Annotated in this window: 4 protein-coding genes; all 4 read left to right on the top strand. The window is 77.5% G+C overall.

Annotation, left to right across the window (positions count from 1 at the left end; translation table 11 throughout):
* The first annotated feature begins 52 nt into the window (after positions 1–52).
* Genes Msi02_RS39305 through Msi02_RS39250 form a run of 4 tightly spaced genes read left to right on the top strand, consistent with a single transcriptional unit; the run spans position 53 to position 25,042 of the window.
* A complete protein-coding gene (locus Msi02_RS39305; protein WP_204052824.1) occupies positions 53–9,346 on the top strand; it encodes a type I polyketide synthase in 9,294 nt (3,097 codons plus the stop codon).
* 60 nt (positions 9,347–9,406) lie between these two features.
* On the top strand, positions 9,407–19,885 hold the full coding sequence (locus Msi02_RS43700; protein WP_239109193.1) for a type I polyketide synthase: 10,479 nt from the start codon (positions 9,407–9,409) through the stop codon (positions 19,883–19,885).
* Complete coding sequence (locus Msi02_RS39255; RefSeq protein ID WP_204052823.1) at positions 19,878–23,144, top strand: type I polyketide synthase; 3,267 nt, start codon at positions 19,878–19,880, stop codon at positions 23,142–23,144. The genes Msi02_RS43700 and Msi02_RS39255 overlap by 8 nt, the downstream gene beginning before the upstream one ends.
* Positions 23,141–25,042 (top strand): HAD-IIIC family phosphatase, encoded by a 1,902-nt coding sequence (locus tag Msi02_RS39250; protein WP_204052822.1) that lies wholly within the window; start codon positions 23,141–23,143, stop codon positions 25,040–25,042. The genes Msi02_RS39255 and Msi02_RS39250 overlap by 4 nt, the downstream gene beginning before the upstream one ends.
* Positions 25,043–25,078 lie beyond the last annotated feature (36 nt).

Below are 25,078 nucleotides of genomic sequence, written 5' to 3'. Positions count from 1 at the left end.
AACCGACACCGGCTCGGCGGCCGGGGACACGACGACCGAGGTCCCCGGCGGGGTGGGCGCGGACCTCGGCGGGGGCGTGCCGTTCGTGCTGTCGGCGAAGACGGAGACCGCGCTCCGCGCCCAGGCGGGCCTCGTGCACGACGCCCTCGCCGCCGGGTCCGCCGAGCCGCGCGACATCGCGTACACCCTCACCCGCAGGCCGCGGCTGGAGCACCGGGCCGTCGTGGACGCCGGCCCGGCGGGGGACCCCGCTCAGGCGCTGGCCGCCCTCCGCGACGGCGCGCGCCACCCCGGGGTGACCACCGGGCGCGCGGCGCCGGACCAGCGGCTCGCCTTCCTCTTCTCCGGGCAGGGGGCGCAGCGGGCCGGCATGGGCGCCGGGCTGCTGGAGACCTCCACGGTGTACGCCGCCGCGTTCGACGAGGTCTCCGCGTCGCTGGAGCCGCACATCGGTGTCGCCCTGCGGGACCTGCTGGCCGACCCGGAGCGGCTGGGACAGACGCGGTACGCCCAGCCGGCGCTGTTCGCGGTGGAGGTCGCGCTCCACCGGCTCGCCGCGTCGTACGGGCTGCGGCCCGACTTCCTGATCGGGCACTCGGTCGGCGAACTCGCCGCCGCGCACGTCGCGGGGGTGCTCGACCTCGCCTCCGCCTGTGCGCTTGTGGCCGCCCGCGGCCGGCTGATGCAGTCGGCCAGGGAGGGCGGCGCCATGGCCGCGTTCGCCGCCACGCCGCAGGAGGCGGCCGAACTGGCCGCGTCGGCGGGCGGTGGCGTCGAGATCGCCGCGATCAACGGACCGGCGTCGGTGGTGCTCTCGGGCGACGCGGACGAGGTCGACCGGCTCGCGGCGCGGTGGAAGGCCGCCGGCCGCAAGGCCACCCGTCTCAAGGTGAGCCACGCCTTCCACTCGGCCCACATGGACGGCGTACTGGAGGAGTTCCGCCAGGTGGTGGCGGGGCTGACGTTCGGCCCCGCCCAGGTGCCCGTCGTCTCCACGGCGACCGGGAAGCTCGCCGGGGAGCGGGAGATGTCGTCGCCGGACTACTGGGTGGCGCAGCTGCGCGGCGCCGTGCGGTTCGCCGACGCGGTCCGCACGGCGCGGGAGGCGGGCGTGACCCGGTTCGCGGAGCTGGGCCCGGACGGGTCGCTCGCCGCGCTTGCCCAGGAGACCGATGACGCGGAGACCGATGACGCGGAGACCGATGGCGCGGAGACCGATGGCGCGAAGACCGCCGGCACGGCGGTCGCGGTGCCGCTGCTCAGGCCCGGCCGTCCGGACGCGGAGGCGTTCCGTGCGGCGCTGGCCCGCCTGCACGTGTCGGGCGTGCCGGTCGAGTTCGGGCCGCTCGTGGAGGGCGGCCGGCTCACGGACCTGTCCACGTACCCGTTCGAGACCAGGCGCTACTGGCTGTTGCCGCCCGCGGACGACGACCGGCCGTCGGCGTACGGGCTGGACACGTCCCCGCACCCGCTGCTGGCCGGTGCGGCGGAGCTGCCGGACGGCGACCGGCTGTTCACCGGCGTGCTGTCCATCCGCCGCCAGCCGTGGCTGGCCCACCACCGGGTGGGCGGGCGGGTGCTGGTCCCGGCCATGGCCCTGGTCGAGCTGGCCCTCGCCGTGGGCGCGACGGCCGGCCGGCCGACGCTCGGCGAGTTCGTGATGCACGCGCCGATCGAGCTTGAGGGCACGGCGGAGGTCCGTCTCCAGGTGGCCGTGTCCGCGGACGGGAACCTCACGGTGCGCAGCAGCCGCGCCGAGGGACCGGCGAAGTGGGCCGTCAACGCCACGGCCACGCTCACCGAGGACGAGGTCCTCCCCGGACGGCCGGTCGCGTCGGGTCCGGGCACCCGCCTCGATCCGGGTACGCCCGAGGACACCTATCGGTTGCTCGCCGACCACGGCTACGAGTACGGCCCGGCGTTCCAGGGGCTCGTCTCCGCCTGGCGCGACGAGGGCGACCTGTACGCCGAGGTGGCGCTGCCGTCGTCGCTGCGCACCGAGGCCGCCGGGTACGCCGCGCACCCGGCCCTGCTGGACGCCGCACTGCACGCGCTCTCGCTGGACGGGCTCTCGCTGGACGGGCTCGAGGGCCCCCGGCGGGTGCCGTACGCGCTGAGCGGCGTCCGCGCGCATCGTCCGGCGCCGGGGGCGGCCCGGCCTTCGGGAGCGAGTCCCACCCGTGTCCGCGCCCGGCTCACTCCGCTGGACTCCGACGCGTTCCGGGTGGACCTCATCGGCGACGACGGACGCGAGGTGCTGACCGTGGAGCGGTTGCGGCTGCGCCCGCTCCCGGCCGCCGCCGCGCTGTACCGCCTGGCCTGGGAGCCGGCGGCACCGCCCGAGCCGGTCGGGAACTTCGCCCTCGCCGGTGACCTCCCCGCAGACCCGCCGCCGCTCGTGCTGCTGGACGGGCTCGACCGCGACGACGACCCGTACGCCGCGCTGGACGCGGCCCGCGAGGTGCTGCGGCGGTGGCTCGCCGATCCCGCGGCGGGTGACGCCCGCCTGGTGGTGCTGACGCGTGGTCTCGCCGTGGACGGCGCCGAGGACGCGAGGCCGTCCACCACCGCCCTGTGGGGCCTGGTCAGGTCGGCCCGGGCCGAGCATCCCGGCAGGTTCGCCCTGCTCGACATCGGCCCGGGAGACGCCGGCCCGGGAGACATCGGTCCGGAAGACGCCGGCTGGGAAGACGCTGCGTCGGGGGACCTCGATCCTGGGCTGCTCGCGGCGGTCGGCGCGGCGTTCCCCGAGGCCGCGATCCGCAGGGGAGCGCCGCTGGTGCCGCGACTCGTCGCCGAGCCCGCGGCACCGGCCTCCGGAACGCCGCCGCTGTGGCCCCGCAGCGCCGCGGGCGGCACGGTGCTCGTGACCGGCGGTCTCGGCGCGCTCGGCCGGCGGATCGCCGCTCACCTCGTCACCCGGCACGGCGTGCGGAACCTGCTCCTGGTGAGCCGCCGGGGCGAGCGCCATCCGGACGCCGCAGCGATCCAGGCGGAACTGACCGCGCTCGGCGCCGCCGTCGCCGTACGGGCCTGCGATCCGGCGGACCCGCGGGCCCTGGCCGCCCTGCTCGGCGGCCTCGACGGCCCGCTGACGGGCGTCGTCCACGCGGCGGGCGTCGCGGAGGACGCGGTCATCGAAGGGCTCACCGCGCAGGCCCTGCGGCGGGTGCTCGACGCCAAGCTCGCGGCCGCCCGCGCCCTCGACGAGGCCACCCGCGCCGCGGATCTCGACGCGTTCGTGCTGTTCGGCTCGGTGGCCGGCGTGCTCGGCACGGCCGGTCAGGGCGCGTACGCCGCCGCGAACGCCGCGCTGGAGGCGGTGGCGTGGCGCAGGCGGCGGGCCGGCCGGCCCGGGCTGACCGTGCACTGGGGCCTGTGGGACGTCGGCGACGGGATGAGCGGCGGTCTGGCGGGGCGGGACGTCGCCCGGCTCGGGCGGGCCGGCATCCGGCCCATGGCCCCGGCCGACGGGCTCGGCCTGTTCGACCGCGCCCTGCGGCTGGACGCCCCCGTCGTGGTGGCGGGCAGTCTCGACCTCCCGGCCGCGCGGGAGCGGATCCGCCCCGCCGACGCACGACCCGCCGCAGGAGCCGCCGTACGAGCCGACGTACGGCCCGGCGCTCGGCCCGAAGGGCCGGGCAGCGTGCCGCCCGAAGGCCCGGACACCGCTCGGGCGGTGCTCGACGCGGTGGCCGCCGTGCTGGGGCACGCCGGCGGCTCGGAGATCGATCCGGATCGGGCGTTCACCGATCTCGGGTTCGACTCGCTGACCGCGGTCGAGTTGCGCAACCGGCTCGGCGGCGACCTCGGCGTCCGCCTGCCCGCCACGGTGGTGTTCGACCACCCCACCCCGGCGGCCCTGATCGCCCATCTGGACGGCCTTCTCGCCGGCCCGGACACGCGCGGCGACCAGGCCGAGGGGGCGCGGGAGCCGTACGGGCCGGACGACGACGCCGTCGCGATCGTCGGCATGGCCTGCCGGTTCCCCGGCGGCGTACGGACACCGGCGGAGCTGTGGGAGCTGCTCGCCTCGGGCACCGACGCCATCACCGAGTTCCCCGCCGACCGAGGCTGGGACCCCGACCTGTTCGACCCCGATCCCGAGCATCCGGGCACGTCGGTCACCCGGTACGGCGGGTTCCTGCACGACGCCGCCGAGTTCGACCCCGAGTTCTTCGGGATCAGCCACCGGGAGGCCCTGGCCGTCGGCCCGCAGCAGCGCCTGCTGCTGCAGACGGCCTGGGAGGCGATCGAGGACGCGGGGATCGATCCGGCGACGCTGCGCGGCACCCAGAGCGGGGTGTTCGTCGGCGTCATGTACTCCGACTACGGCGCGCGCGTCCACCAGCGCCGCGGCGCGGCCGGCGACCTGGAGGGCTACCTGGTCAGCGGCAGCGCGGGCAGCGTCGCGTCCGGCCGCATCTCCTACACGCTGGGCCTCGAGGGCCCGGCGGTGACCGTGGACACCGCCTGCTCCTCCTCCCTGGTCGCCGTCCACCAGGCCGCGCAGGCCCTCCGCCTGGGCGAGTGCGCCCTGGCCCTCGCCGGCGGCGCGACCGTGATGGCGAGCCCGGCCACGTTCGTCGAGTTCAGCCGTCAGCGCGGGCTGGCGCCGGACGGCCGCTGCAAGCCGTTCTCCGCCGACGCCGACGGCACGGCGTGGGGCGAGGGCGTCGGGCTGCTCGTGCTGGAGCGACTCTCCGACGCGCGGCGCAACGGCCACCGCGTGCTCGCCCTGGTCCGTGGCTCCGCGGTCAACCAGGACGGCGCGAGCAACGGACTCACCGCGCCCAACGGCCCGGCCCAGGAGCGGGTGATCAGGGCCGCCCTGCGCGGCGCCGGTCTGCGGCCGTCGGACGTCGACGTGCTTGAGGCCCACGGCACCGGCACCCGGCTCGGCGACCCGATCGAGGCGGGCGCGGTGCTCGGCACGTACGGCCGGGACCGGGACGGGCGCGCGCCGTTGCTGATGGGCTCGGTCAAGTCGAACATCGGCCACACCCAGGCGGCGGCCGGGGTGGCCGGGATCATCAAGATGGTGCTGGCCATGCGGCACGGGCGGGTGCCCGCCACACTGCACCTGGCCCGGCCCAGCGAGCACGTCGACTGGTCAGGCGGCGCGGTCACCGTGCCCGCCGAGCCGGTCCCCTGGCCCGACACCCCCGGGCCGCGCCGGGCCGCGGTCTCCTCGTTCGGCATCAGCGGCACCAACGCCCACGTCATCCTCGAAATGGGCGACGAGCCCCCGGCGCCCGCCGCCGCGCCCGACGAGGAGACGCCCGCAACGCCGGTCGTGCCGTGGGTGCTCGGCGCCCGCACCGCCGAGGCGCTGCGCGAGCAGGCCGCACGGCTCAGGCGGCACGTGCTCGCCGACCCCGGGCTGCGGATCGCCGACGTCGCCCTGTCACTCGCCACCACGCGCACCGCGTTCGACCATCGGGCCGTCGTGCTCGGCCGGGACCGGGCCGAGCTGATCGCCGGGCTCGACCACCTCGTCGCGGGGACGCGGCCGGCGGCCGACGGCTTCCCCGTCGTCGTCACCGGTACGGCGGTGCGCGGCCGGACCGCCGTGCTGTTCGCCGGCCAGGGCGGCCAGCGGATCGGCATGGGCGCCGAGCTGTACCGGACGTTCCCGGCGTACGCGCGGGCCTTCGACGAGGTGCGCGAGGAGCTGCGCCGGATCGACGGCGTCGACGTGGCGGCGGTGATCGCGGGGGAGGGTGAGCCGGGGCTCATCGACCGGACCCGCTACACGCAGGCGTCGCTGTTCGCGCTGGAGGTCGCCCTCTTCCGCCTGCTGGAGTCGTGGGGCCTGCCGGCCGACGCCCTCGCGGGGCACTCGGTGGGCGAGATCGCCGCCGCGCACGTCGCCGGGGCGCTGACCCTGCCGGACGCGGCGGCGCTCGTGGCCGCACGCGGGCGGCTCATGCAGGAACTGCCGGAAGGCGGCCTGATGGTGGCCGTGCAGGCCGACCGGGCGACGGTGGAACGGCTGGCGCGGGAGGCGGAGGCGCCCGTGGACGTCGCCGCCGTCAACGCGCCCGGCTCGGTGGTGATCTCCGGAGACGCCGAGCCCGTGGAGAGGCTGGCCGCGATCCTCTCCGAGCGCGGGCACCGGACCAGGCGGCTCACCGTGAGCCACGCCTTCCACTCGGCCCGCATGGAGCCGATGCTGGCGCCCTTCCGGGCGGAGATCGCGGACCTGGCCGCGTCGCCCCCGCACCGCACGCTCGTGTCGACGCTCACCGCAGAGGAGGCCGGCGCCGGCACGCTGGCGTCGCCGGACCACTGGGCGGAGCAGGTGCGGGGAACCGTGCGCTTCGCCGACGCGGTCGCGCGGCTGCGCGGCCTCGGCGCCGCCCGCTTCCTGGAGATCGGCCCCGACGCGGCGCTCACCGCGATGGTCCGCCAGTGCGACCTGGGCGAGGACGCCGTCGCGGCGGCCGCGCTCGGCCGCGGGACCGGCGAGGTGACGGCGCTCTACACGTTCGTGGCCCACGCCTTCGTGGCCGGGGTCGCGTGGGACTGGCGGGCGCTGCTGGGCGGCGGCGCCGTGGTCCCGCTGCCCACCTACCCCTTCCGCCGCGAGCGCCTGTGGCTCGCGGCCCCCGCTGCGGACGCGACCGCGACCGGCGTCGGCGCGGACGATCCCGGCCACCCGCTGCTCAAAGCCGCCGTCACCGTCCCCGACGGCGGGCAGACCGTCTACACCGGCGTGCTGTCGGCCGGGCGGCAGCCCTGGCTGGCCGACCACGCGCCGGCGGGGGTCCCGGTGCTCCCGGCCGCAGCCCTCCTCGACGTGACCGCCCGGCTCGCGGCCCGGCACGGCGCCGCCGGGGTGCGGGAACTGGAGCTGCGCTCCCCGCTGCCGATCCCCGCGGAAGGGGATGTCCACCTGCGGATCACGGTCGACGGCGACCGGGTCCGCGTCCACGGCCGTCCCTCCGGGGCCGGGGAGTGGACGCTGCACGCCGAGGCGGTGCTCGGCGACGACGATCCGGGGCCCGGCTGGTCCGGCCGCCGCCCGCACGAGGCCGCGTCCGTGGACGTGACCGGCGCGTACGCCGAGTTCGCGGCGCGCGGCTACGCGTACGGCCCCGCGTTCCAGGGCCTGCGCGCCATGTGGCGGACCGGGAACGAGCTGTACGCCGAGGTCGAGAGCGAGATCGTCCCCGGGCTGCTCGACGCGGCCCTGCATCCGTGGATCGTCGGCGCCGGGGAGCCGCCGGAGGGGCGCATCCCCGTCCCCTACGCCTTCCGCGGCGTGCGCCTCCACGCCGAGCCCGGGGAGAGGCTGCTGGTCAGGATCCGGCACACCGGAGAGGAGACGTTCGCGCTCGACGCGGCCGACGCCGGGGGAGCCCCGGTGCTGTCGGTGGCGGAGGTCCGGGTACGCCCGGTGGAGGAGCGAGCGCTGCGGAGCGCGGGCGGAGCCGGCCCGCGGCCGTACGAGGTCGTCTGGGTCCCGGCCCCGCTCGACGCCGCGCCCGCGTCTGACACGCTCGCTTCCGGGGGGCCCGGGTCCGGGTGGCCGGCGGTCGTCCTGGCTCCCGAGGGGCTCCTCATCGACGCGCCCTGCCCCGTCGTCACCTACCCCACCGGCCCATACGGCGGGCATGCCGAAAACCCCGGCGGCCGCGCCGCGTCCCCGGACGGCCCGGGCGCGGCGGTCCGCGCGGCCCTGGACGCGGCGCGCGCGGCCGTCCTCGGGCTGCCCGACGACGGTCACCTCGTCGTGGTGACCCGGGGAGCCACCGGAGACGAGGGACCACCGGCAATGAGTGGTTCGGGATCGGGCGGCTCCGGCGGGCCGGGCGATCTCAGCGGCCTGATCGGGGCGGCGCTGTGGGGCCTCGTCCGTGCGGCGGTCCAGGAGTTTCCCGGCAGGGTCGGCGTAGTCGACCTCGACGGCAGTCCGGAGTCGCAGGCCGAGCTGCCACGCGCCCTGGCGGCCCGGCCCGGCCAGCTCGCCCTCCGCCGGGGCGAGGCCGTACGTCCCCGCCTGCGTGCCCTGACCGGCGCCCCCGGCGACGCGCCGGACCTGGGCTCGGGCACGGTCCTGGTCACCGGGGCCGGCGGCGCGCTCGGCGGCGAGGTCGTGCGGCACCTGGCCGCCCGCCACCGAGCCCGCAGGCTCCTGCTCGTGAGCCGGCGCGGCGACGCCGATCCCGCGCTGCGCGCCCTCGCCGAGGAACTGGCGGCACGGGACGGCGCCGAGGTCCGTACGGCCGCCTGCGACGTGGCCGACCCCGTGGCGGCGGAGGCGCTGGTCGCCGGGGTGGCCGGCGACCTCGTCGCGGTGGTCCACGCGGCGGGCGCGCTCGACGACGCCGTGCTGGAGAACACGACCCCCGAGCGGCTCGACCGCGTCCTGCGCCCGAAGGTGGACGCGGCCTGGAACCTCCACCGGCTCACCGCGCACCTGCCGCTGAGGGCGTTCGTGCTGTTCTCGTCCGTCGCGGGGGTGCTGGGCAACGCGGGGCAGGCGGGTTACGCCGCGGCCAACGCGTTCCTGGACGCGCTCGCCCGGCACAGGCGGGCCGCCGGGCTGCCGGGCCTGTCGCTCGCCTGGGGCCTGTGGGACAGCGGCGCCGGCATGGCCGCCGAGCTGAGCGCGTCCGCGCGGGCCCGGCTCGACCGGATGGGCGTCCGCCCGCTGGACACGGAGGAGGCGCTCGGCCTGCTCGACCACGCGCTGGCGGCCGGCCCCGCCGTGCTCGTTCCGGCGCGGTTCGACCGGGCCGCGCTCGCCCGGCGGCACGGCGAGCTGCCCGAGGTGCTCGCCGATCTCGCTCCTCCCGCTCCCGCCGCGCCCGCCGTACGGGCCGTGCCGCTGGCCCGGCGTCTCGACGGGCTGGACGAGGAGGCGGCCAGGGCCCTGGTCCGCGGCGTCGTCGCGAGCCGGGTCGCGGAGGTGCTCGGCCTGCCCGGCGGGGCGCGCGTGCCCGAGGACCGCGGGCTTTTCGATCTCGGTCTCGACTCGCTCACGGCGATCGAGCTGCGCAACCGGCTCGGCGAGGAGGCGGGCGAGCGGCTCCCGGCGACCGTGCTGTTCGACCACCCGACCGTACGGGAGCTCACCGCGTACCTGCTCGACCGCGTGCACGGGGAGCGGCCGGTGTTCGACCCGGCGGCGCTGGACGTCTGGGTGTCGGCCGCCTCCGGCCGCACCGACGGCGACCGGCAGCGGGCCGAGCTCGTACGGGCGCTGCGCGGCGCGCTCAGCGTCCTCGACCCCGCCGGGGGACGGCAGCAGGCCGACGGCGGCGACGCCCTGGCCGGGGTCGAGGCGGCCTCCGACGACGAGCTGTTCGGCCTGCTCGACCGGGAGCTGAGCGAGTGACCCCGCCGCACGCCCTTTCCCGCAGAACCACGGATCCTCAGGACGGAGAGCGGTTCATCCATGGCGAATGAAGACAAGCTGCGCGACTACCTCCGGCGGACCACGGCCGACCTGCTGCGCGCCCGCGCGGAGCTGGAGCGGCTCGAACAGGCCGCGCACGAGCCGCTGGCGATCGTCGCCATGGCCTGCCGCTACCCCGGCGGCGTACGGACGCCCGAGGACCTGTGGCGGCTGGTCGAGTCGGGTACCGACGCGATCACCCCCTTCCCCCGGGACCGGGGGTGGCCACTCCACGAGCTGTTCGACCCCGACCCGGACCGGGAGGGCACGAGCTACGCCTCCGAGGGCGGGTTCCTGCACGACGCCGCGGGCTTCGACGCGGAGCTGTTCGGCATCAGCCCGCGCGAGGCCCTGGCCGTCGACCCTCAGCAGCGCCTGCTCCTCCAGGCCGCCTGGGAGGTCTTCGAACGGGCCGGGCTCGACCCGCGCGGGCTGTCGGGCGAGCGGATCGGAGTGTTCGTGGGGGTCATGTACTCCGACTACGGCTCCCGCCACGTGCGCGCCCCCGAGGGGTTCGAGGGGTTCATCGGCACCGGCAGCGCGGGGAGCATCGCCTCCGGCCGCATCGCCTACGCCTTCGGCCTGCAGGGGCCGGCCGTCACCCTGGACACGGCGTGTTCGTCGTCGCTGGTCGCCCTCCACTACGCCGCGCAGGCCGTCCGCCGGGGCGACTGCGACCTGGCCGTGGCCGGAGGCGCGACCGTCATGGCGACCCCGGCCACGTTCGTCGAGTTCAGCCGCCAGCGCGGGCTCGCCCCCGACGGCCGGTGCAAGGCGTACGCGGCGGCGGCCGACGGCACCGGCTGGGCCGAGGGCGTCGGACTGGTGCTCGTGGAGCGGCTGTCGGAGGCCCGGCGCAGGGGCCACCCGGTCGTCGCGGTCCTGCGCGGCAGCGCGGTCAACTCCGACGGCGCGAGCAGCCGCCTGTCCGCGCCCAACGGCGCGGCGCAGCAGCGGGTCATCCGGGCCGCGCTCGCCGACGCCGGTCTCGGCCCCGAGGAGGTGGACGCGGTCGAGGGGCACGGCACCGGCACCGGCCTCGGCGACCCCATCGAGGCGAACGCCCTGATGGAGGTGTACGGCAGGGCCCGCGCCGCCGACGACCCGGTGTGGCTCGGCTCGCTCAAGTCCAACATCGGGCACTCGCAGGCGGCCGCGGGTGTCGGCGGCGTCATAAAGATGGCGCTGGCCATGCGGCACGGCGTGCTCCCCGCGAGCCTGCACATCGACGAGCCCACCCCGCACGTCGACTGGGCCGCAGGCGGTCTCGCCCCGCTCACGGCCGCCCGTCCCTGGCCCGATCGGGACCGCCCCCGCCGGGCCGCGGTCTCCTCCTTCGGCATCAGCGGCACCAACGCCCACGTGATCGTCGAGCAGCCCCCGGCGGCCGAGACGGGGACGCCGGAGGCGCCCGATGCGGAGCGGCCGGTGGTCTGGACGGTGTCCGGGCACACCGAGGCGGCCCTGCGCGCCCAGCTCGGCCGGCTGCGGCGGTGGGCGGAGGACCACCCCGGCGCCGACCCCGCCGACGTCGCCCACACGCTGCGCACGGCACGGGCCGACCTCCCGCACCGCGCGGTCGTGGTGGGGACGGACCTGCGCGGACTGACCGGAGGGCTGGCCGCGCTGGAGGAGGGCCTGCCGTCCCCGCGTGCCGTGTCGGGGGAGGCACAGGCCCCGGACGGCGGGCGCGTGCGGCCGGTGTTCGTCTTCCCCGGCCAGGGGTCCCAGTGGGCGGGGATGGCCCGCGAGCTGTTCGCCGCCTCCGAGCCGTTCCGGGAGGAGATGCTGCGGTGCGCCGCCGCCCTCGCTCCCCATGTCGACTGGGACCTCGTCGAGGTGGTGACCTCGCCCGAGGGCGGCGCGGCCGACCTTCTGAACAGGGTCGACGTGGTGCAGCCGGCCCTCTTCGCCGTGATGGCCTCGCTGACCGCCGCGTGGCGGTCCCTCGGCGTCGAACCGGCCGCGGTGGTGGGCCACTCCCAGGGCGAGATCGCGGCGGCGTACGCGGCCGGCGTCCTGGACCTGGCCGACGCTGCGGCCCTCGTCGCCCGGCGCAGCCGCGCCATCGCGGACATCGCGGGCGGCGGGGCGATGGCGTCGGTCGAGCTGCCCGCCGCCGAGGTCCGCCGCCGCCTCGGCGACCTCGACGGCGTCGCGGTGGCGGCTCTGAACGGGCCCGCCGCCACCGTCGTGTCGGGCGAGGCGGGCGCCGTGCGCGAGCTGGTCGCCCGGTGCGAGGCCGAGGGCGTACGGGCCCGGCTCGTGCCCGTGGACTACGCGTCCCACTCGCCCGCCGTGGAGCCGTTACGCGACACCCTGCTCGCCCGCCTCTCGGGCATCCGTCCCAGGTCCGGGGGGACGCCCTTCTACTCGACCGTGGTGGTCGGCGAGCTGGACGGCGCCACGCTCGACGCCGCGTACTGGTACGACAACCTGCGCGAGCCGGTGCGGCTCGGCGAGACCGTGGCCGCCCTGATCGCCGCGGGCCACCGGTGCTTCCTGGAGGTCAGCCCGCACCCGGTGCTGGCGGCGCCGCTGCGGGACACGGCCGAGGAGGCCGGCGTGGAGGCGGACGTGGTGGCCACGCTGCGCCGCGACGACGGAGGGCTCGACCGGCTGCTCACCTCGGCCGGATCGCTGTTCGCGGCCGGTGTCCCGGTGGAGTGGGGTCCGTTCGCGGCGGGGCGGGTGCTCGACCTTCCCACGTACGCCTTCCAGGAGCGGCGCTACTGGCTGGACACCGTCACCGCAGGGCCCGCCGGGCCGGCCGGCCTTCCCCTGACGGGCCACCCCGTGCTCGGCGTCGCCGTCGAGGACGCCGCCGGGGGGAGGGTGCTGTTCTCGGGCGCGCTGCCGGCCGGGGGGTGGGCGCGGCAACACCGGCTGGGGGAGCGCGCGCTGCTGCCCGGGAGCGCGCTGGTCGAGCTGGCGCTGGCGGCGGGTGAGCGGGTCGGCCTGCCCGTGGTGGAGGACGTCACGCTCGTCGCCCCGGTGGAGACGGCGGGCCCCGTCCAGGTGCAGCTCGAGGTGGAGAACGCGCCGGGCGGCGCCGCCTTCACGATCCACGCCAGGACGGGCGAGGGCGACGCCGCGGGTGCCTGGCGGCTCCACGCCTCCGGCTCCCTGCGCGCCGAGAGTCCCCCCGGCGCGGCGCCGGCCGGGACGGGACAGACGCGGCCGGACGGCCCTCCCGGCGAGTGGGTGCCCGAGGGCGCGGAGCCGATCGACGTGGCGGCCGGGTACGACCGGCTGGCCGAGGCGGGGGTGCACTACGGCCCCGCCCTGCGCGCCGTGCGCGCCGCCTGGCGGCGGGACGGCGAGCTGTTCGCCGAGCTCGCGGTCCCCGCTTCGCCGGCCCCGGTTCCCACTGCGTCGATCCCGGTCACCGCCGTGGGCACCTCGGCCGCCGGAGGGGCCGCACCGGCTCACGAGCCGGCGCCGCCGCCCCCGGGGGAGGAGGGCTTCGCGCTGCATCCGGCCGTGCTGGACGGCGCGGTGCAGGCCGCCTTCCTGGACCGCGTGGCGCGGGACGACGGCCCGTCCGAGGTCGTCGTGCCCTTCGCCTGGAGCGGGGTGCGGGCGTACGCCCCGGCCGGCGGTCCCCTGCGGGCCCGGCTGGTCCAGACTGGCCCGGACACCTTCACCGCGATCCTCACCGACGACGACGGCCGGGTCGTGCTGACGGCCGACGAGGTGCGCGTACGCCCGGCACCGGAGGAGGCCGGCCGCGAGGCGGCCCCCGCCGCGTCCCCGGGGCTGCGTCTGAAGCCCCTGGAGAGGCGGGCCTCCGGGAACGACGTCTCTCCCGCGACGGCCGCCGGGGCGTACGCCGCCCTGGACGGCCTGGGCGCGCGAGAACGGGAGGATCGCCTGCTCGACCTGGTGACGCGGGCGGTCGCCGGGATCCTCGGCTACGACTCGGCGGAGGAGGTACGTCCCGATCGGCCCTTCCGCGACCTGGGGCTCGACTCGCTGACCGGCGTGCAGCTCCGCGACCACCTGGGCCGCACCCTCGGCCTGCGCCTGCCGAGCACGCTCGTGTTCGACCACCCCACCCCGCGTGCCCTCGCCCGCCATCTGGGCGAATCCCTGACAGGAGCCGCTGCCGCCCCGGCGGTTCCGGAGCTTCGCGGCGGCGCGGCGGCGGAGGAGCCCGTCGTGATCGTGTCCATGGCCTGCCGCTATCCCGGCGGCGTCACGACCCCCGAAGAGCTCTGGGATCTGCTTGAGGCGGGCGGCGATGCCATCGGGCCGTTCCCCGCCGACCGCGGCTGGGACCTCGCGGCGCTGTTCGACGACGACCCCGACACCCCGGGCACGTCCTACGCCCGCCAGGGCGGCTTCATCCACGACGCCGCCGACTTCGACGCCGGCTTCTTCGAGATGAACCCCCGGGAGGCGCGGGCGGCCGACCCGCAGCAGCGGCTGCTGCTGGAGACGTCGTGGGAGGCGTTCCAGCGCGCGGGCATCGACCCGTCCCGCCTGCGCGGCTCGCGCACCGGCGTCTACGTCGGCCTCATCTACACCGAGTACGGCGCGCGGGCCCAGGACGACCCCCGCGAGCACGGCGGCTATCTCGGCACCGGCAGCGCCGGGAGCGTGGCGTCCGGCCGGATCGCCTACACCTACGGTCTCGAAGGCCCGGCGATCACCGTGGACACCGCGTGCTCGTCCTCGCTCGTCGCCCTCCACCTCGCCGTACGGGCGCTGCGGGACGGGGAGTGCGACCTGGCCCTGGTGGGCGGGGCGACGCTCATGGCCACGCCGGCGACGTTCGTCGAGTTCAGCCGCCAGCGCGGGCTGTCGCCCGACGGCCGATGCCGGGCGTTCGCGGACGCGGCCGACGGGACGGGCTTCAGCGAGGGCGTCGGCCTGCTGCTCGTGGAGCGGCTGTCGGACGCGCGGCGCAACGGTCACCCGGTGCTCGCCGTCGTGAAGGGGACGGCCGTCAACCAGGACGGCGCGAGCAACGGCCTCACCGCCCCCAACGGCCCCGCCCAGGAGCGGGTGATCGAGGAGGCGCTGCGCGCCGCCGGGCTGTCCCCGGCCGACGTGGACGCGGTCGAGGCCCACGGCACCGGCACCACGCTCGGCGACCCGGTCGAGGCGCGGGCCCTGCTGCGCACGTACGGCGCGGCCAGAGGCGACCGCCCGCCGCTGCGGCTGGGGTCGCTCAAGTCGAACATCGGCCACACCCAGGCCGCGGCCGGGGTCGGCGGCGTCATCAAGATGGTCCTCGCGCTGGAGCACCGGACGCTGCCGCGCACGCTGCACGTGGACGGCCCGTCGCGCCACGTGGACTGGGACGCGGGCGGGCTCGAACTGCTCACCGAGGCCGTGCCCTGGCCCGCCGGGGACCGCCCGCGGCGCTTCGGCGTCTCGGCCTTCGGCATGAGCGGCACCAACGCCCACGTGATCGTCGAGGAGCCGCCCGCCGCGGACGCCGCACCCGACGCGCGGCCGGAGCCGGCGCCCGCCGCCGCGGTCCCGCTGGTCCTGTCGGCCAAGTCGCCGGGCGCGCTGCGCGGCGAGGCGCGCAAACTCGCCGAATACCTGGAACGGCACCCCGGCGTCCCGACGGCCGACGTCGCGGCGGAACTGGTGCGCACCAGGGCCGAGTTCGCGCACCGGGCGGTCGTCGTGGCCTCGGACATCGGGGAGGCGGTCGAGGGGCTCGCCGCCGTCGCCGAGGGGACGCCCGCCGCGACGGCCGTCACCGGGTACGCAAGGCAGGCCCGCCGGCCCGTCTTCCTCTACCCCGGGCAGGGCGCGCAGTGGGACGGCATGGCCCGGGCCCTGATCGAGGAGTCGCCCGCCTTCGCCGCCCGGATCGCCGAGTGCGCCGCCGCCCTCGACCCGGTCACCGGCTGGTCCCTGCGGCAGGCCCTGCTCGACGGCGCCGACCTGGGGAGGGTCGACGTCGTGCAGCCGGTCCTGTGGGCCACGATGACCGGCCTGACCGCGGTCTGGGAGTCCTTCGGCGTACGGCCCGCCGCGGTCGTCGGGCACTCCCAGGGCGAGATCGCCGCCGCGCTCACGGCCGGGGCCCTGTCGCTTGAGGAGTCGGCCGCGGTGGTGGCGCTGCGCAGCCGCGCGCTGCGGGCGCTGTCCGGCGGGGGCGCGATGCTGTCGGTCGCCGCTCCGGCGGACGTGGTCGCCGAGGCCATCGAAGCCATCGAGGCGGCCGGGATCGCGGTCGCCGCCGTCAACGGGCCCGCCGCCACCGTCGTCGCCGGGGCCGCGGAAGCGGTCGACCGCCTGCGGCGCGAGCTGCGGGAGCGGGGCGTGCGCGTCCGGCTCGTCGACGTGGACTACGCCTCGCATTCTCCGCAGGTGGAGCCGCTGGAGGCGGAGCTGCTCGAGGTGCTGCCCGAGCCCGCGCCCTCGCCGGCGTACACGGCCGACGTCTTCTCGACGGTGACCGGCGGGAGGGTCGACCCCGGCGGGGAGCCCGGTTTCGGGCGGCCCGCGTACTGGTACCGCAACCTGCGCAGCCCCGTGCTGCTCCAGCCGGCCGTGGAGGCGGCCCTCGCGGCAGGGCACGAGGTCTTCATCGAGGTCAGCCCGCACCCGGTGGTCGGCATGGGGGTCCAGGAGATCCTCGACGCGCACCCGGAGGCCCGCTCGCCCGCCGTCGTCGGCACCCTGCGGCGGGACGAAGGCGGCCTGCGCCGCGTGCTGGTCTCGGTGGCCGAGGCCTGGGTCAACGGCGTGCCGGTCGACTGGGGCGCCCACCTGCTCGCCGGGCCGTCGGGCCGCGCGCCACGGCCGATTCCCACCCTGCCCACCTACGCCTTCGACCGGCGCCGTCACTGGCTGGACGCGCCGGCGCGGACCGCGGCCGCCGTGCCGGGGGCCCGCCGGGCCGCCCATCCGCTGCTGGACGCCGTGCTGCGGCCGGCGGGGGAGGACCGCGTGCTGCTGCTCGGCCGTCTCGGTCTCGACGGCCACCCCTGGCTGGCCGACCACGCCGTGGAGGGCACGGTCCTGGTGCCCGGCGCGGTGCTCGCGGAGCTGGCCGCCTTCGCCGGGGGGACGGTGGGCGCGCCGCGGGTGGACGAGCTGACCCTGACCCGGCCGCTCGTCCTGGAGCCGTCCGGCGCGACGGAGATCCAGGTGACGGTGGGACCGGCCGGGACGGACGGGCGGCGTGAGATCGGCCTGCACGCCCGGCCCGCCTCCGGGCCGGACGCCGCCGACGACCCACTCGGCGCGCCGTGGACCATCCACGCCGCCGGTGTCCTCGCCCCCGCCGTGCCCGTGCCCGCCGGGTCCGCAGGCCCGGACGGGGGGTCCCCGGGGGCAGCGTGGCCGCCCGCCGGGGCCGTCCCCCTGCCCGTCGACGGGCTGTATGAGGACCTCGCGGCGAAGGGCTACCGCTACGGCCCGGCCTTCCGCGGCCTGCGGGCGGTGTGGCGGTCGGGGGAGGACGTCGTCGCGGAGGTGTCCCTGGACGCCCCGGCGGGGTTCCGGCTCGCTCCGACGGTGCTGGACGCCGCCCTGCACGCCCTCGCCCCCGCCCGCCTGTTCCCCGACGACGGCGCCGTACGGCTGCCCTTCACGTGGCGGGGGTTCACCGCGCACGGCCCGGCCCCGGAGACCGTCCGCGTACGGCTGCGCCGGGCGGGCGACGACGCGGTGGCCGTCGAACTGGCCGCGGCGGACGGCGCGCCGGTGGCGTCGATCGACGCGGTGACGTTCCGCGCGGCCGACCCGGCCGATCTCGCCGCGGCCTCCGGGGGCGACTCGCTGTACGAGCTCGTCTGGGAGCCGGTGACCCCCGGCTCCGGCGTCCCGCGCGAACGGGCCTGGGCGCTCGGCACCACGGACGCGGACTTCCCCGGCCTGGACGCGGCGCTCGCGGCCCTGGACGCCGGGGTGCCCGCCCCCGCCGTGCTGGTGATCACCCCGCCCGCCGCTCCACCGGACGGCGGCGTGCCGGAGGCCGTCAGGACGGCCCTGCTGGAGGTGCTCGGCACGCTGCGGCGCGGCCTCGCCGACGCCCGGCTCGCCGGGACGCTGTTCGTCGTACGCACCCGGGACGCGGTCGCCGCCGCCCCGGGCGACCCGGTGGGCGCGCTCGACGGCGCCGCCGTCTGGGGCCTCGTCCGCAGCGCCCAGAGCGAGGAGCCGGGCCGGATCGCCCTCGTGGACGACGGCGGCGCTCCGCTCGCCGCGGTGCTCGACGCCGCCGCGACCGGCGAGCCGCAGACGGCGCTCAGGGACGGCCGCCCGCTGGCGCCCCGGCTGGCCCCCCGCCGCCCCGACCTCGTACGGCCGCGCGGCGGCTGGCGCCTGGAGGCGGGGGAGGGCGGTACGGCCGAGGACCTCGTGTGCCGGCCCGCCGAGGACCGGCCGCTCGGGCCCGGCGAGGTGCGGGTGGCCGTGCGGGCCGCGGGGCTCAACTTCCGCGACGCGATGCTGGTGCTCGGCATGTACCCCGGCGTGGCCGACCTCGGCACCGAGGGCGCGGGCGTCGTCCTGGAGGTCGGCGACGGCGTCACCGGCCTCGCGCCGGGAGACCGCGTGATGGGGCTCGTCGCGGGCGGCATCGGGCCGTCGGCCGTCACCGACCACCGCCTGCTCGCGCCGATCCCGGCCGGGCTCACGTTCGCCCAGGCGGCGACCGTGCCCGCGGTGTTCCTCACGGCCTACTACGCGTTGCGCGACCTCGCCGCCGCGCGGCCCGGTGAGCGGCTGCTCGTGCACTCGGCGGCGGGTGGCGTGGGCGGCGCGGCCATCCAGCTCGCCCGCCACTGGGGGCTCACGGTCTTCGGCACCGCGAGCCCCGGCAAGTGGCCGCACCTGGAACGGGCGGGCCTGCCGCCCGAGCGCGTCGCGAACTCGCGCGACCTGTCCTTCGCCGGGGCCGTCCGCGCCGCGACCGGCGGCCGGGGCGTGGACATCGTGCTCAACTCGCTGGCCCGCGAGTTCGTGGACGCCTCGCTGGGACTGCTCGCGCCGGGCGGCCGCTTCGTGGAGATGGGCAAGACCGACGTGCGCGACCCCGCCGAGATCCGCGACCGGCACGGCGTCCTCTACCGGGCCTTCGACCTGGCCGAGGCCGGGCCGGACCGGATCGCCGCCATGCTCGCCGACATCGCCGGGCTCCTCGCCGAGGGCGTCCTCGCCCCGCTCCCGGTGACGGCCTGGGAGACCGGCCGGGCCCCCGAGGCCGTACGGCACCTCGGCCTCGCCCGGCACGTCGGCAAGGTGGCGCTGCGGATCCCCCGCCCGCTCGATCCCGAGGGCACGGTTCTGGTCACGGGCGGCACGGGCGGCGTGGGACGGCTGGTCGCCGCGCACCTGGCCCGGCGGCACGGCGTACGGCACCTGCTGCTGGTGAGCAGGCAGGGGGAGCGGGCGCCGGGGATCGAGGACCTGCGCGCCGAGCTGGACGGGCTCGGGGCGCGGCTGACGGTCGCCGCCGCCGACGTCGCGGACCACGCCGCGCTGGCCCGCGTGCTCGGCGAGGTGCCCGCCGAGCGGCCCCTGACGGCCGTGGTGCACGCGGCCGGCGTCCTCGACGACGCCACGCTGGCCACCCTCGACGCCGGCCGGCTCGACGCCGTGCTCAGGCCGAAGGCCGACGGCGCCTGGCACCTGCACGAGCTGACGCGGCACCTCGACCTCGCCGCGTTCGTGCTGTTCTCCAGCGCGGCCGGGATCGTCGGCAGCGCGGGGCAGGCGGCCTACGCGGCGGCCAACGTCTTCCTCGACGCCCTGGCCGCCCTGCGGGCCCGCGAGGGGTTGCCGGCGACCTCCGTCGCGTGGGGCCTGTGGCGGTCGGACAGCGCCATGACCGGCGGGCTCTCGGCGGCCGACCGGGCCAGGATGGCGCGCTCCGGCCTGCTGCCGATGGCGCCGGAGCACGCCCTGGCGCTGCTCGACGCGGCGCTGGACGCGGCTGCCCCGGCCCTGGCCGCCGTACGGCTCGACCCGGCGAGGCTGGCGGCCGCACCGGACCTCGCCGCGCCGCTGCGCGGGCTCGCCCGCGCGGGCGCACCCCCGGCGAACGCTCCGGCGGGGACGGCCCCCGACCTGCCGGGCCTGCTCGCCGCGGCCGAGCCGGCGCGGCGGCGCGCGCTGGTGAACGAGACGGTGCTGCGGTACGTCGAGGCCGTGCTCGGCCGGGCCCCCGGGGACGACGACGGCGAGCCGCGCAGCTTCCGGGAGCTCGGGTTCGACTCGCTGACCGCCGTCGAGCTGCGCAACCGGCTCGGCAAGGCGACCGGCCTCCGGCTGCCGGCCACCGTGGTCTTCGACCACCCGACCCCGGACGCCCTGGCGGAATACCTGCTCGGCCGCCTGGCCCCCGACGACCCCGCCCCGAACGACCCCGCCCCCGATCCGGCGGTCCCGGCGCTCACGGCTCCCCCCGCTCCCGCGACCGGCGGGGAGATCCCGGCGACCGCGGAGGAGCTGTTCCGGTTCATCGACTCCGAGTTCCGATCCGAGGGACGGCGGCATGTCTGACGAGAAGCGACTGGTCGAGTATCTCCAGTGGACGACCGCCGAGCTCACGCGGGTGAAGCGGGAGCTGGCGGCCCTGACCGAGCCCGAGCCGGTGGCCGTGGTGGCGATGGCCTGCCGGTTCCCCGGCGGCGTCCGCTCGCCGGAGGACCTGTGGCGGGTGGTCGCCGAGGGCGCCGACGCGGTGGGAGAGCCGCCCGACGACCGCGGCTGGGATCCGGCCCTGCACGAGCACACGAAAGCCGGGGGGTTCCTCGACGACGCCGCGGGATTCGACGCCGCCTTCTTCGGCATCGCGCCGCGCGAGGCCGCCGCGATGGACCCCCAGCACCGCCAGCTTCTGGAGGTGTCGTGGGAGGCGATGGAACGGGCCGGCATCGTCCCCGCCTCGCTGCGCGGCAGCAGGACCGGGGTGTTCACCGGGGTGATCTACCAGGACTACGCCCCGCCCCTGGACGGCGTGCCGCCCGAGGCCGAGGGCTACCTGATGACCGGGAACGCCACCAGCATGGCCTCGGGCCGCCTGGCCTACACCTTCGGGTTCGAGGGGCCCGCCCTCACGGTGGACACGGCGTGCTCGTCCTCGCTCGTCGCGATCCACCTGGCCGTACGGTCGCTGCGGGCGTCCGAGTGCGACCTGGCGCTCGCCGGCGGGGCGACGGTCATGGCCACTCCCCGGGTGTTCGTGGAGTTCGCCCTACAGGGCGGGCTCGCGGCCGACGGCCGCTGCAAGGCGTTTTCCCGGTCGGCCGACGGCACCGGCTTCGGCGAGGGCGTGGGGATGCTGGTGCTGGAGCGCCTCGGCGACGCTCGGCGCGCGGGTCACCCGGTCCTCGCCGTCATCCGCGGATCGGCGATCAACTCCGACGGGGCGAGCAACGGCATCACCGCGCCGAGCGGCCCCGCCCAGCGCAAGGTGATCGAGGCGGCCCTGCGGTCGGCGGGGCTGTCCCCCGCGGACGTGGACGCCGTCGAGGCGCACGGCACCGGGACGGCCCTCGGCGATCCCATCGAGGCGGGCGCCCTGATCGAGGCGTACGGCACGGCCTCGGGGCGGCGGGAGCCTCTGTGGGTCGGCTCGGTGAAGTCGAACCTGGGACACACGCAGGCCGCCGCCGGGGTGGCCGGGGTCATCAAGATGGTGCAGGCGCTCCGGCACGAGACGCTTCCGGCGACCCTGCACGCGGACGAGCCGTCCGCGCTGGTCGACTGGGACGAGGGCGGGGTGGCCCCGCTGACCCGGCCCCGGCCCTGGCCCAGGGCGGACCGGCCCCGCCGGGCGGGCGTCTCCTCCTTCGGCATCAGCGGGACCAACGCCCACCTCGTCGTCGAGGAGCCCCCGATGCCCGAGTCCTCGGCGTCGGGCGGACAGGCCGGGGCGGCGCCGGAGCCCGGATCCGGGGCGGAGCCGCATGGGGAACCTGCGGCGCTCCCCTGGGTGCTGTCGGGCCGGTCCTCCGAGGCGGTGCGCGCCCAGGCGGCACGCCTGCGCGACCTCCTGCGGGCCGGGGAGGGGATCGATCTCGCGGCGATGGCGCGGACGCTCATCGGCGCCCGCTCGTCGTTCCGCCACCGGGCGGTGGCGATCGGCGCCGACGCCGCCGAGCTGTCCCGGGAGCTGGACGCGCTGGCCGCGCCCGCCGCGCCGGTCGGCGCCGCCCGGCCCGCCCCCGCCGTCGCCTTCGTGTTCTCCGGACAGGGGACCCAGCGCCCCGGGATGGGGCGGGAGCTGCACCGGCGGTTCCCCGCGTACGCCGAGGCGTTCGACGCCGCCTGCGCCGCGCTGGACCGCGCCCGCACGCGGCGCGGCGCGGACGGTCCTGGCGTGGCCGAGGTGGTGTTCGCCCCGGAGGGGTCGCCCACGGCCGCGCTGCTGCGGCGCACCGAGTTCGCCCAGCCGGCGTTGTTCGCCACCCAGCTCGCCATGTTCCGGCTGGCCGAAGACCTGGGCCTGACCGGCGGCGCGCTGCTCGGCCACTCGATCGGGGAGCTCACGGCCGCGCACGCCGCGGGGGCGCTCTCGCTCGACGACGCGGCGTCCCTGGTCGTGGCCCGCGCCCTGGCCATGCAGGCGGCCCCCGAGGGCGGCGCGATGGTGTCGCTGCGCGCGCCGGAGCCGGAGGTCGCCGCCTCGCTGAAGGACGTGGACGGCCTGGTCGCGGTGGCCGCGGTCAACGGCCCCCGCTCGACGGTGATCTCGGGGGACGCCGCCGCCGTCCGCAGGCTGGCGGCCGGCTGGCGGGCGCGGGGCGTGCGCACCAAGCCCCTCGCGGTGAGCCAGGCGTTCCACTCCCCGCACATGGACCCCGCGCTGCCCGGCCTGGCGGAGGCCGCCCGGGCCCTGACCGTACGGGAGCCCGCCGCCGTGCTGGTCTCCACCCGCACCGGGAGGGTCGCGACGCGCGAGGAACTGGCCGCGCCGGATCACTGGGCCGCGCAGGTGCGCGAGCCGGTCCGCTTCCACGACGGGGTGCGGGCGCTGCGCGCCCTGGGAGTGGACACCTTCGTGGAGATCGGCCCCGACGCCACGACGGCCGGCATGGTCGCCGACTGCCTCGCGGAGGAGAGCGGCGAGGTGGCCGCGATCCCGCTGGTGCGCGACCCGTCGGCCGAGGCCCGCTCAGTGCTGCGGGCGCTCGCCCAGGCGTACGCGCGGGGTGTCGCGGTCGCCTGGGCGAAGGTGATCGGCGAGGGCCCGGCCGCCGACCCGGCGGCCGTCCCGACCTACCCCTTCCGGCACGAGCGCCACTGGATCACCCCCTCGTACGGCGTCCGGGGCGGCTCGCCCCGCGAGCGGGAGCTGTGGCGCGCCGTGGACGACCTCGACGCCGGGCGGTTCGCCGCCCTCGTCGGCGGCGTCGCCGCGCCTCCCGAGGTCGTACGGGAGGTGGTGGCGGCGCTGCGGCGCTGGCGGTCGGAGGCGAGCGGGCAGGGGCCCGGCGAGATCCCGGCGCCGGCGTCGTCCCCGCTCGACGGCGTGCCCGCCGCGGAGCGGCACGGCGTGCTGCTGGCCATGGTCCTCGCGGCCGTGGACGGCGCCCTCGGACATGCCGCCGGGTCGGTCGGCCCGCACGACGACCTCACCCAGGCGGGCATCACCTCCTTCGGCGCGCTGGAGATCGCCGGGCGGATCTCCCGCGAGACCGGCGTGAACGTGCCGCCCGGCCTGGTGCTCGACCACCGCATGGCCCACGAGCTGGCCGCCCGCCTGGACGAGCTGCTGCAGCGACGATCCGAGCACGACGCCATGGAGCCTCGATGACCACCGACACCTCCGCCGCGCTCGCGCGGCTGCGCGGGCTGCACCGGGACGGGGCGCTCGCCGAGCGCTTCGACGAAGTGGGCCCGCTCCTCGCCGCGATGTCGGCCGAGGACGCCGCCCGGGCGGCGCGGCTGCTCGCCCGCGCCGACCTGGACGCCGCCCGCGAACTCCATCCGCGGCTGCCGGCCGTGCGGGTGACCGTCACCGGGCACGGCACGCTGGAGGCGCTGCGCGTCGCGCTCGTCGGCGAGCTGGCCCGCCACGGATACGTGCCGTCCGTCCGGCTCACCGGCTTCGGCTCGTACGTCTTCGAGCTGGGCGACCCCGGCAGCGAGCTGTACGCCGAGAAGCCCGACCTCGTGGTCTGCGTGCTCGACCACGCGACCGTGTTCGACGAGGTGGGCGTGCCGTTCACGGTCGAGGACGTGGAGCGCGTGCTCGCGGAGAAGCTGGCCCTGTGGCGGGGGCTGGCCGCGCGGTACGGCGAGAGCGGCTCGGGGGCGCTCGTGCTCAACACCGTGCCGCTGCCCCGCCTGTGGCAGGCGCGGCTGCTCGACCACAGGTCGCGGGCCCGGCTGGGCGCGGCCTGGCGCCGGGCCAACGCCGAGCTGCTGGAGCTCGGCGCGTCCGCCGACCGGGTGGTCGTGGTGGACGTCGACCCGCTGCTGTCGGCCGCGACCGAGCTGAGCGACCCCCGCTTCGAGACCTACGCCGGCGCGCACCTGTCCGACGGGCTGCTCGGCGCGTACGCGCGGGAGCTGGGCCACCTCGTCAGAGCGAGGACCGGGCGGGCCAGGAAGGTGCTCGCCCTCGACCTGGACGGCACGCTGTGGGGCGGGATCCTCGGCGACGACGGCGTGGAGGGCATCGAGGTCGGGCACGGCCCGCGCGGCGAGGCCTTCCGCCGCTTCCAGGGCGTGGCGAAGCAGCTCGCCTCCCAGGGCGTGCTGCTCGCCGCGGTCAGCAAGAACGACCGGGACACGGTGCTCGCCGCCCTGCGCGACCATCCCGGCATGCTGCTGCGCGAGGACGACTTCGTCCGGATCCTGGCCAACTGGAGCCCCAAGCCGGTGAACCTGCGCGCGCTGGCCGAGGGTCTCAACCTCGGCGGCGACAGCGTCGTCTTCGCCGACGACAGCGTGCACGAGTGCGCCGCCGTCGCGGCCGAGCTTCCGGAGACCGTCGTGGTGCATCTGGGCGACGATCCGGCGCTGCACGCGGCGACGCTGCTCGCCGACGGATGGTTCACCACGACCGAGATCACCGCGGAGGACCGGGCGCGGACCCGCCGCTACCACGAGGAGGCGGCGCGGTCGGAGTTCCTCGCCGCCGCCGGCTCGGCCGAGGAGTTCCTGGCCGGCCTGGACGTGTCCGTACGGCTGGCCCCCGCGGAGCCGGGGGAGATCGCGCGGCTCTCCCAGATCACGCTGCGGACCAACCAGTTCAACCTCACCACCGAGCGCCTGTCGCCGGAGGAGGTCCGGGAGCGGGCGGAGCGGCCCGGCTCCCGGGTGCTGGCGATCTCGGCGGCGGACCGCTTCGGGAGCAACGGCGTCGTCGGCGCGGTCTTCCTGCGCGCCAGGCCGGAGGGCCTGGTGATCGAGAACTTCCTGCTGAGCTGCCGGGTCTTCTCCCGCGGCATCGAGCAGGCGGTGCTGTCGGCGGTGCTCCACGCGGCCCGGGAGGCCGGTTTCGCCGAGGTCCACGGCCGCTACCTGCCGACCGCCAAGAACGGCAAGGTCCGCGATCTCTATCCGCACTACGGCTTCGCGCCCGTGGAGGAGGGGGCGCGGTTCGTGCACGACCTCGGCGAGATCGTCGGCGTGCCCGCCCATCTCACGCTGCACGCCGAGGGCCCGGTGGTCCCGGAGGCGTCCCCAGAGGCGTTGACAATCTGAGGCTACCTCAGGTTGACTGTGCCGCGACGTAAAGTG

Origin of the sequence: Microbispora siamensis (assembly GCF_016863095.1) — a bacterium.
Taxonomy (GTDB): Bacteria; Actinomycetota; Actinomycetes; order Streptosporangiales; family Streptosporangiaceae; genus Microbispora; species Microbispora siamensis.
This window is presented reverse-complemented; position numbering and strand designations above follow the sequence as displayed.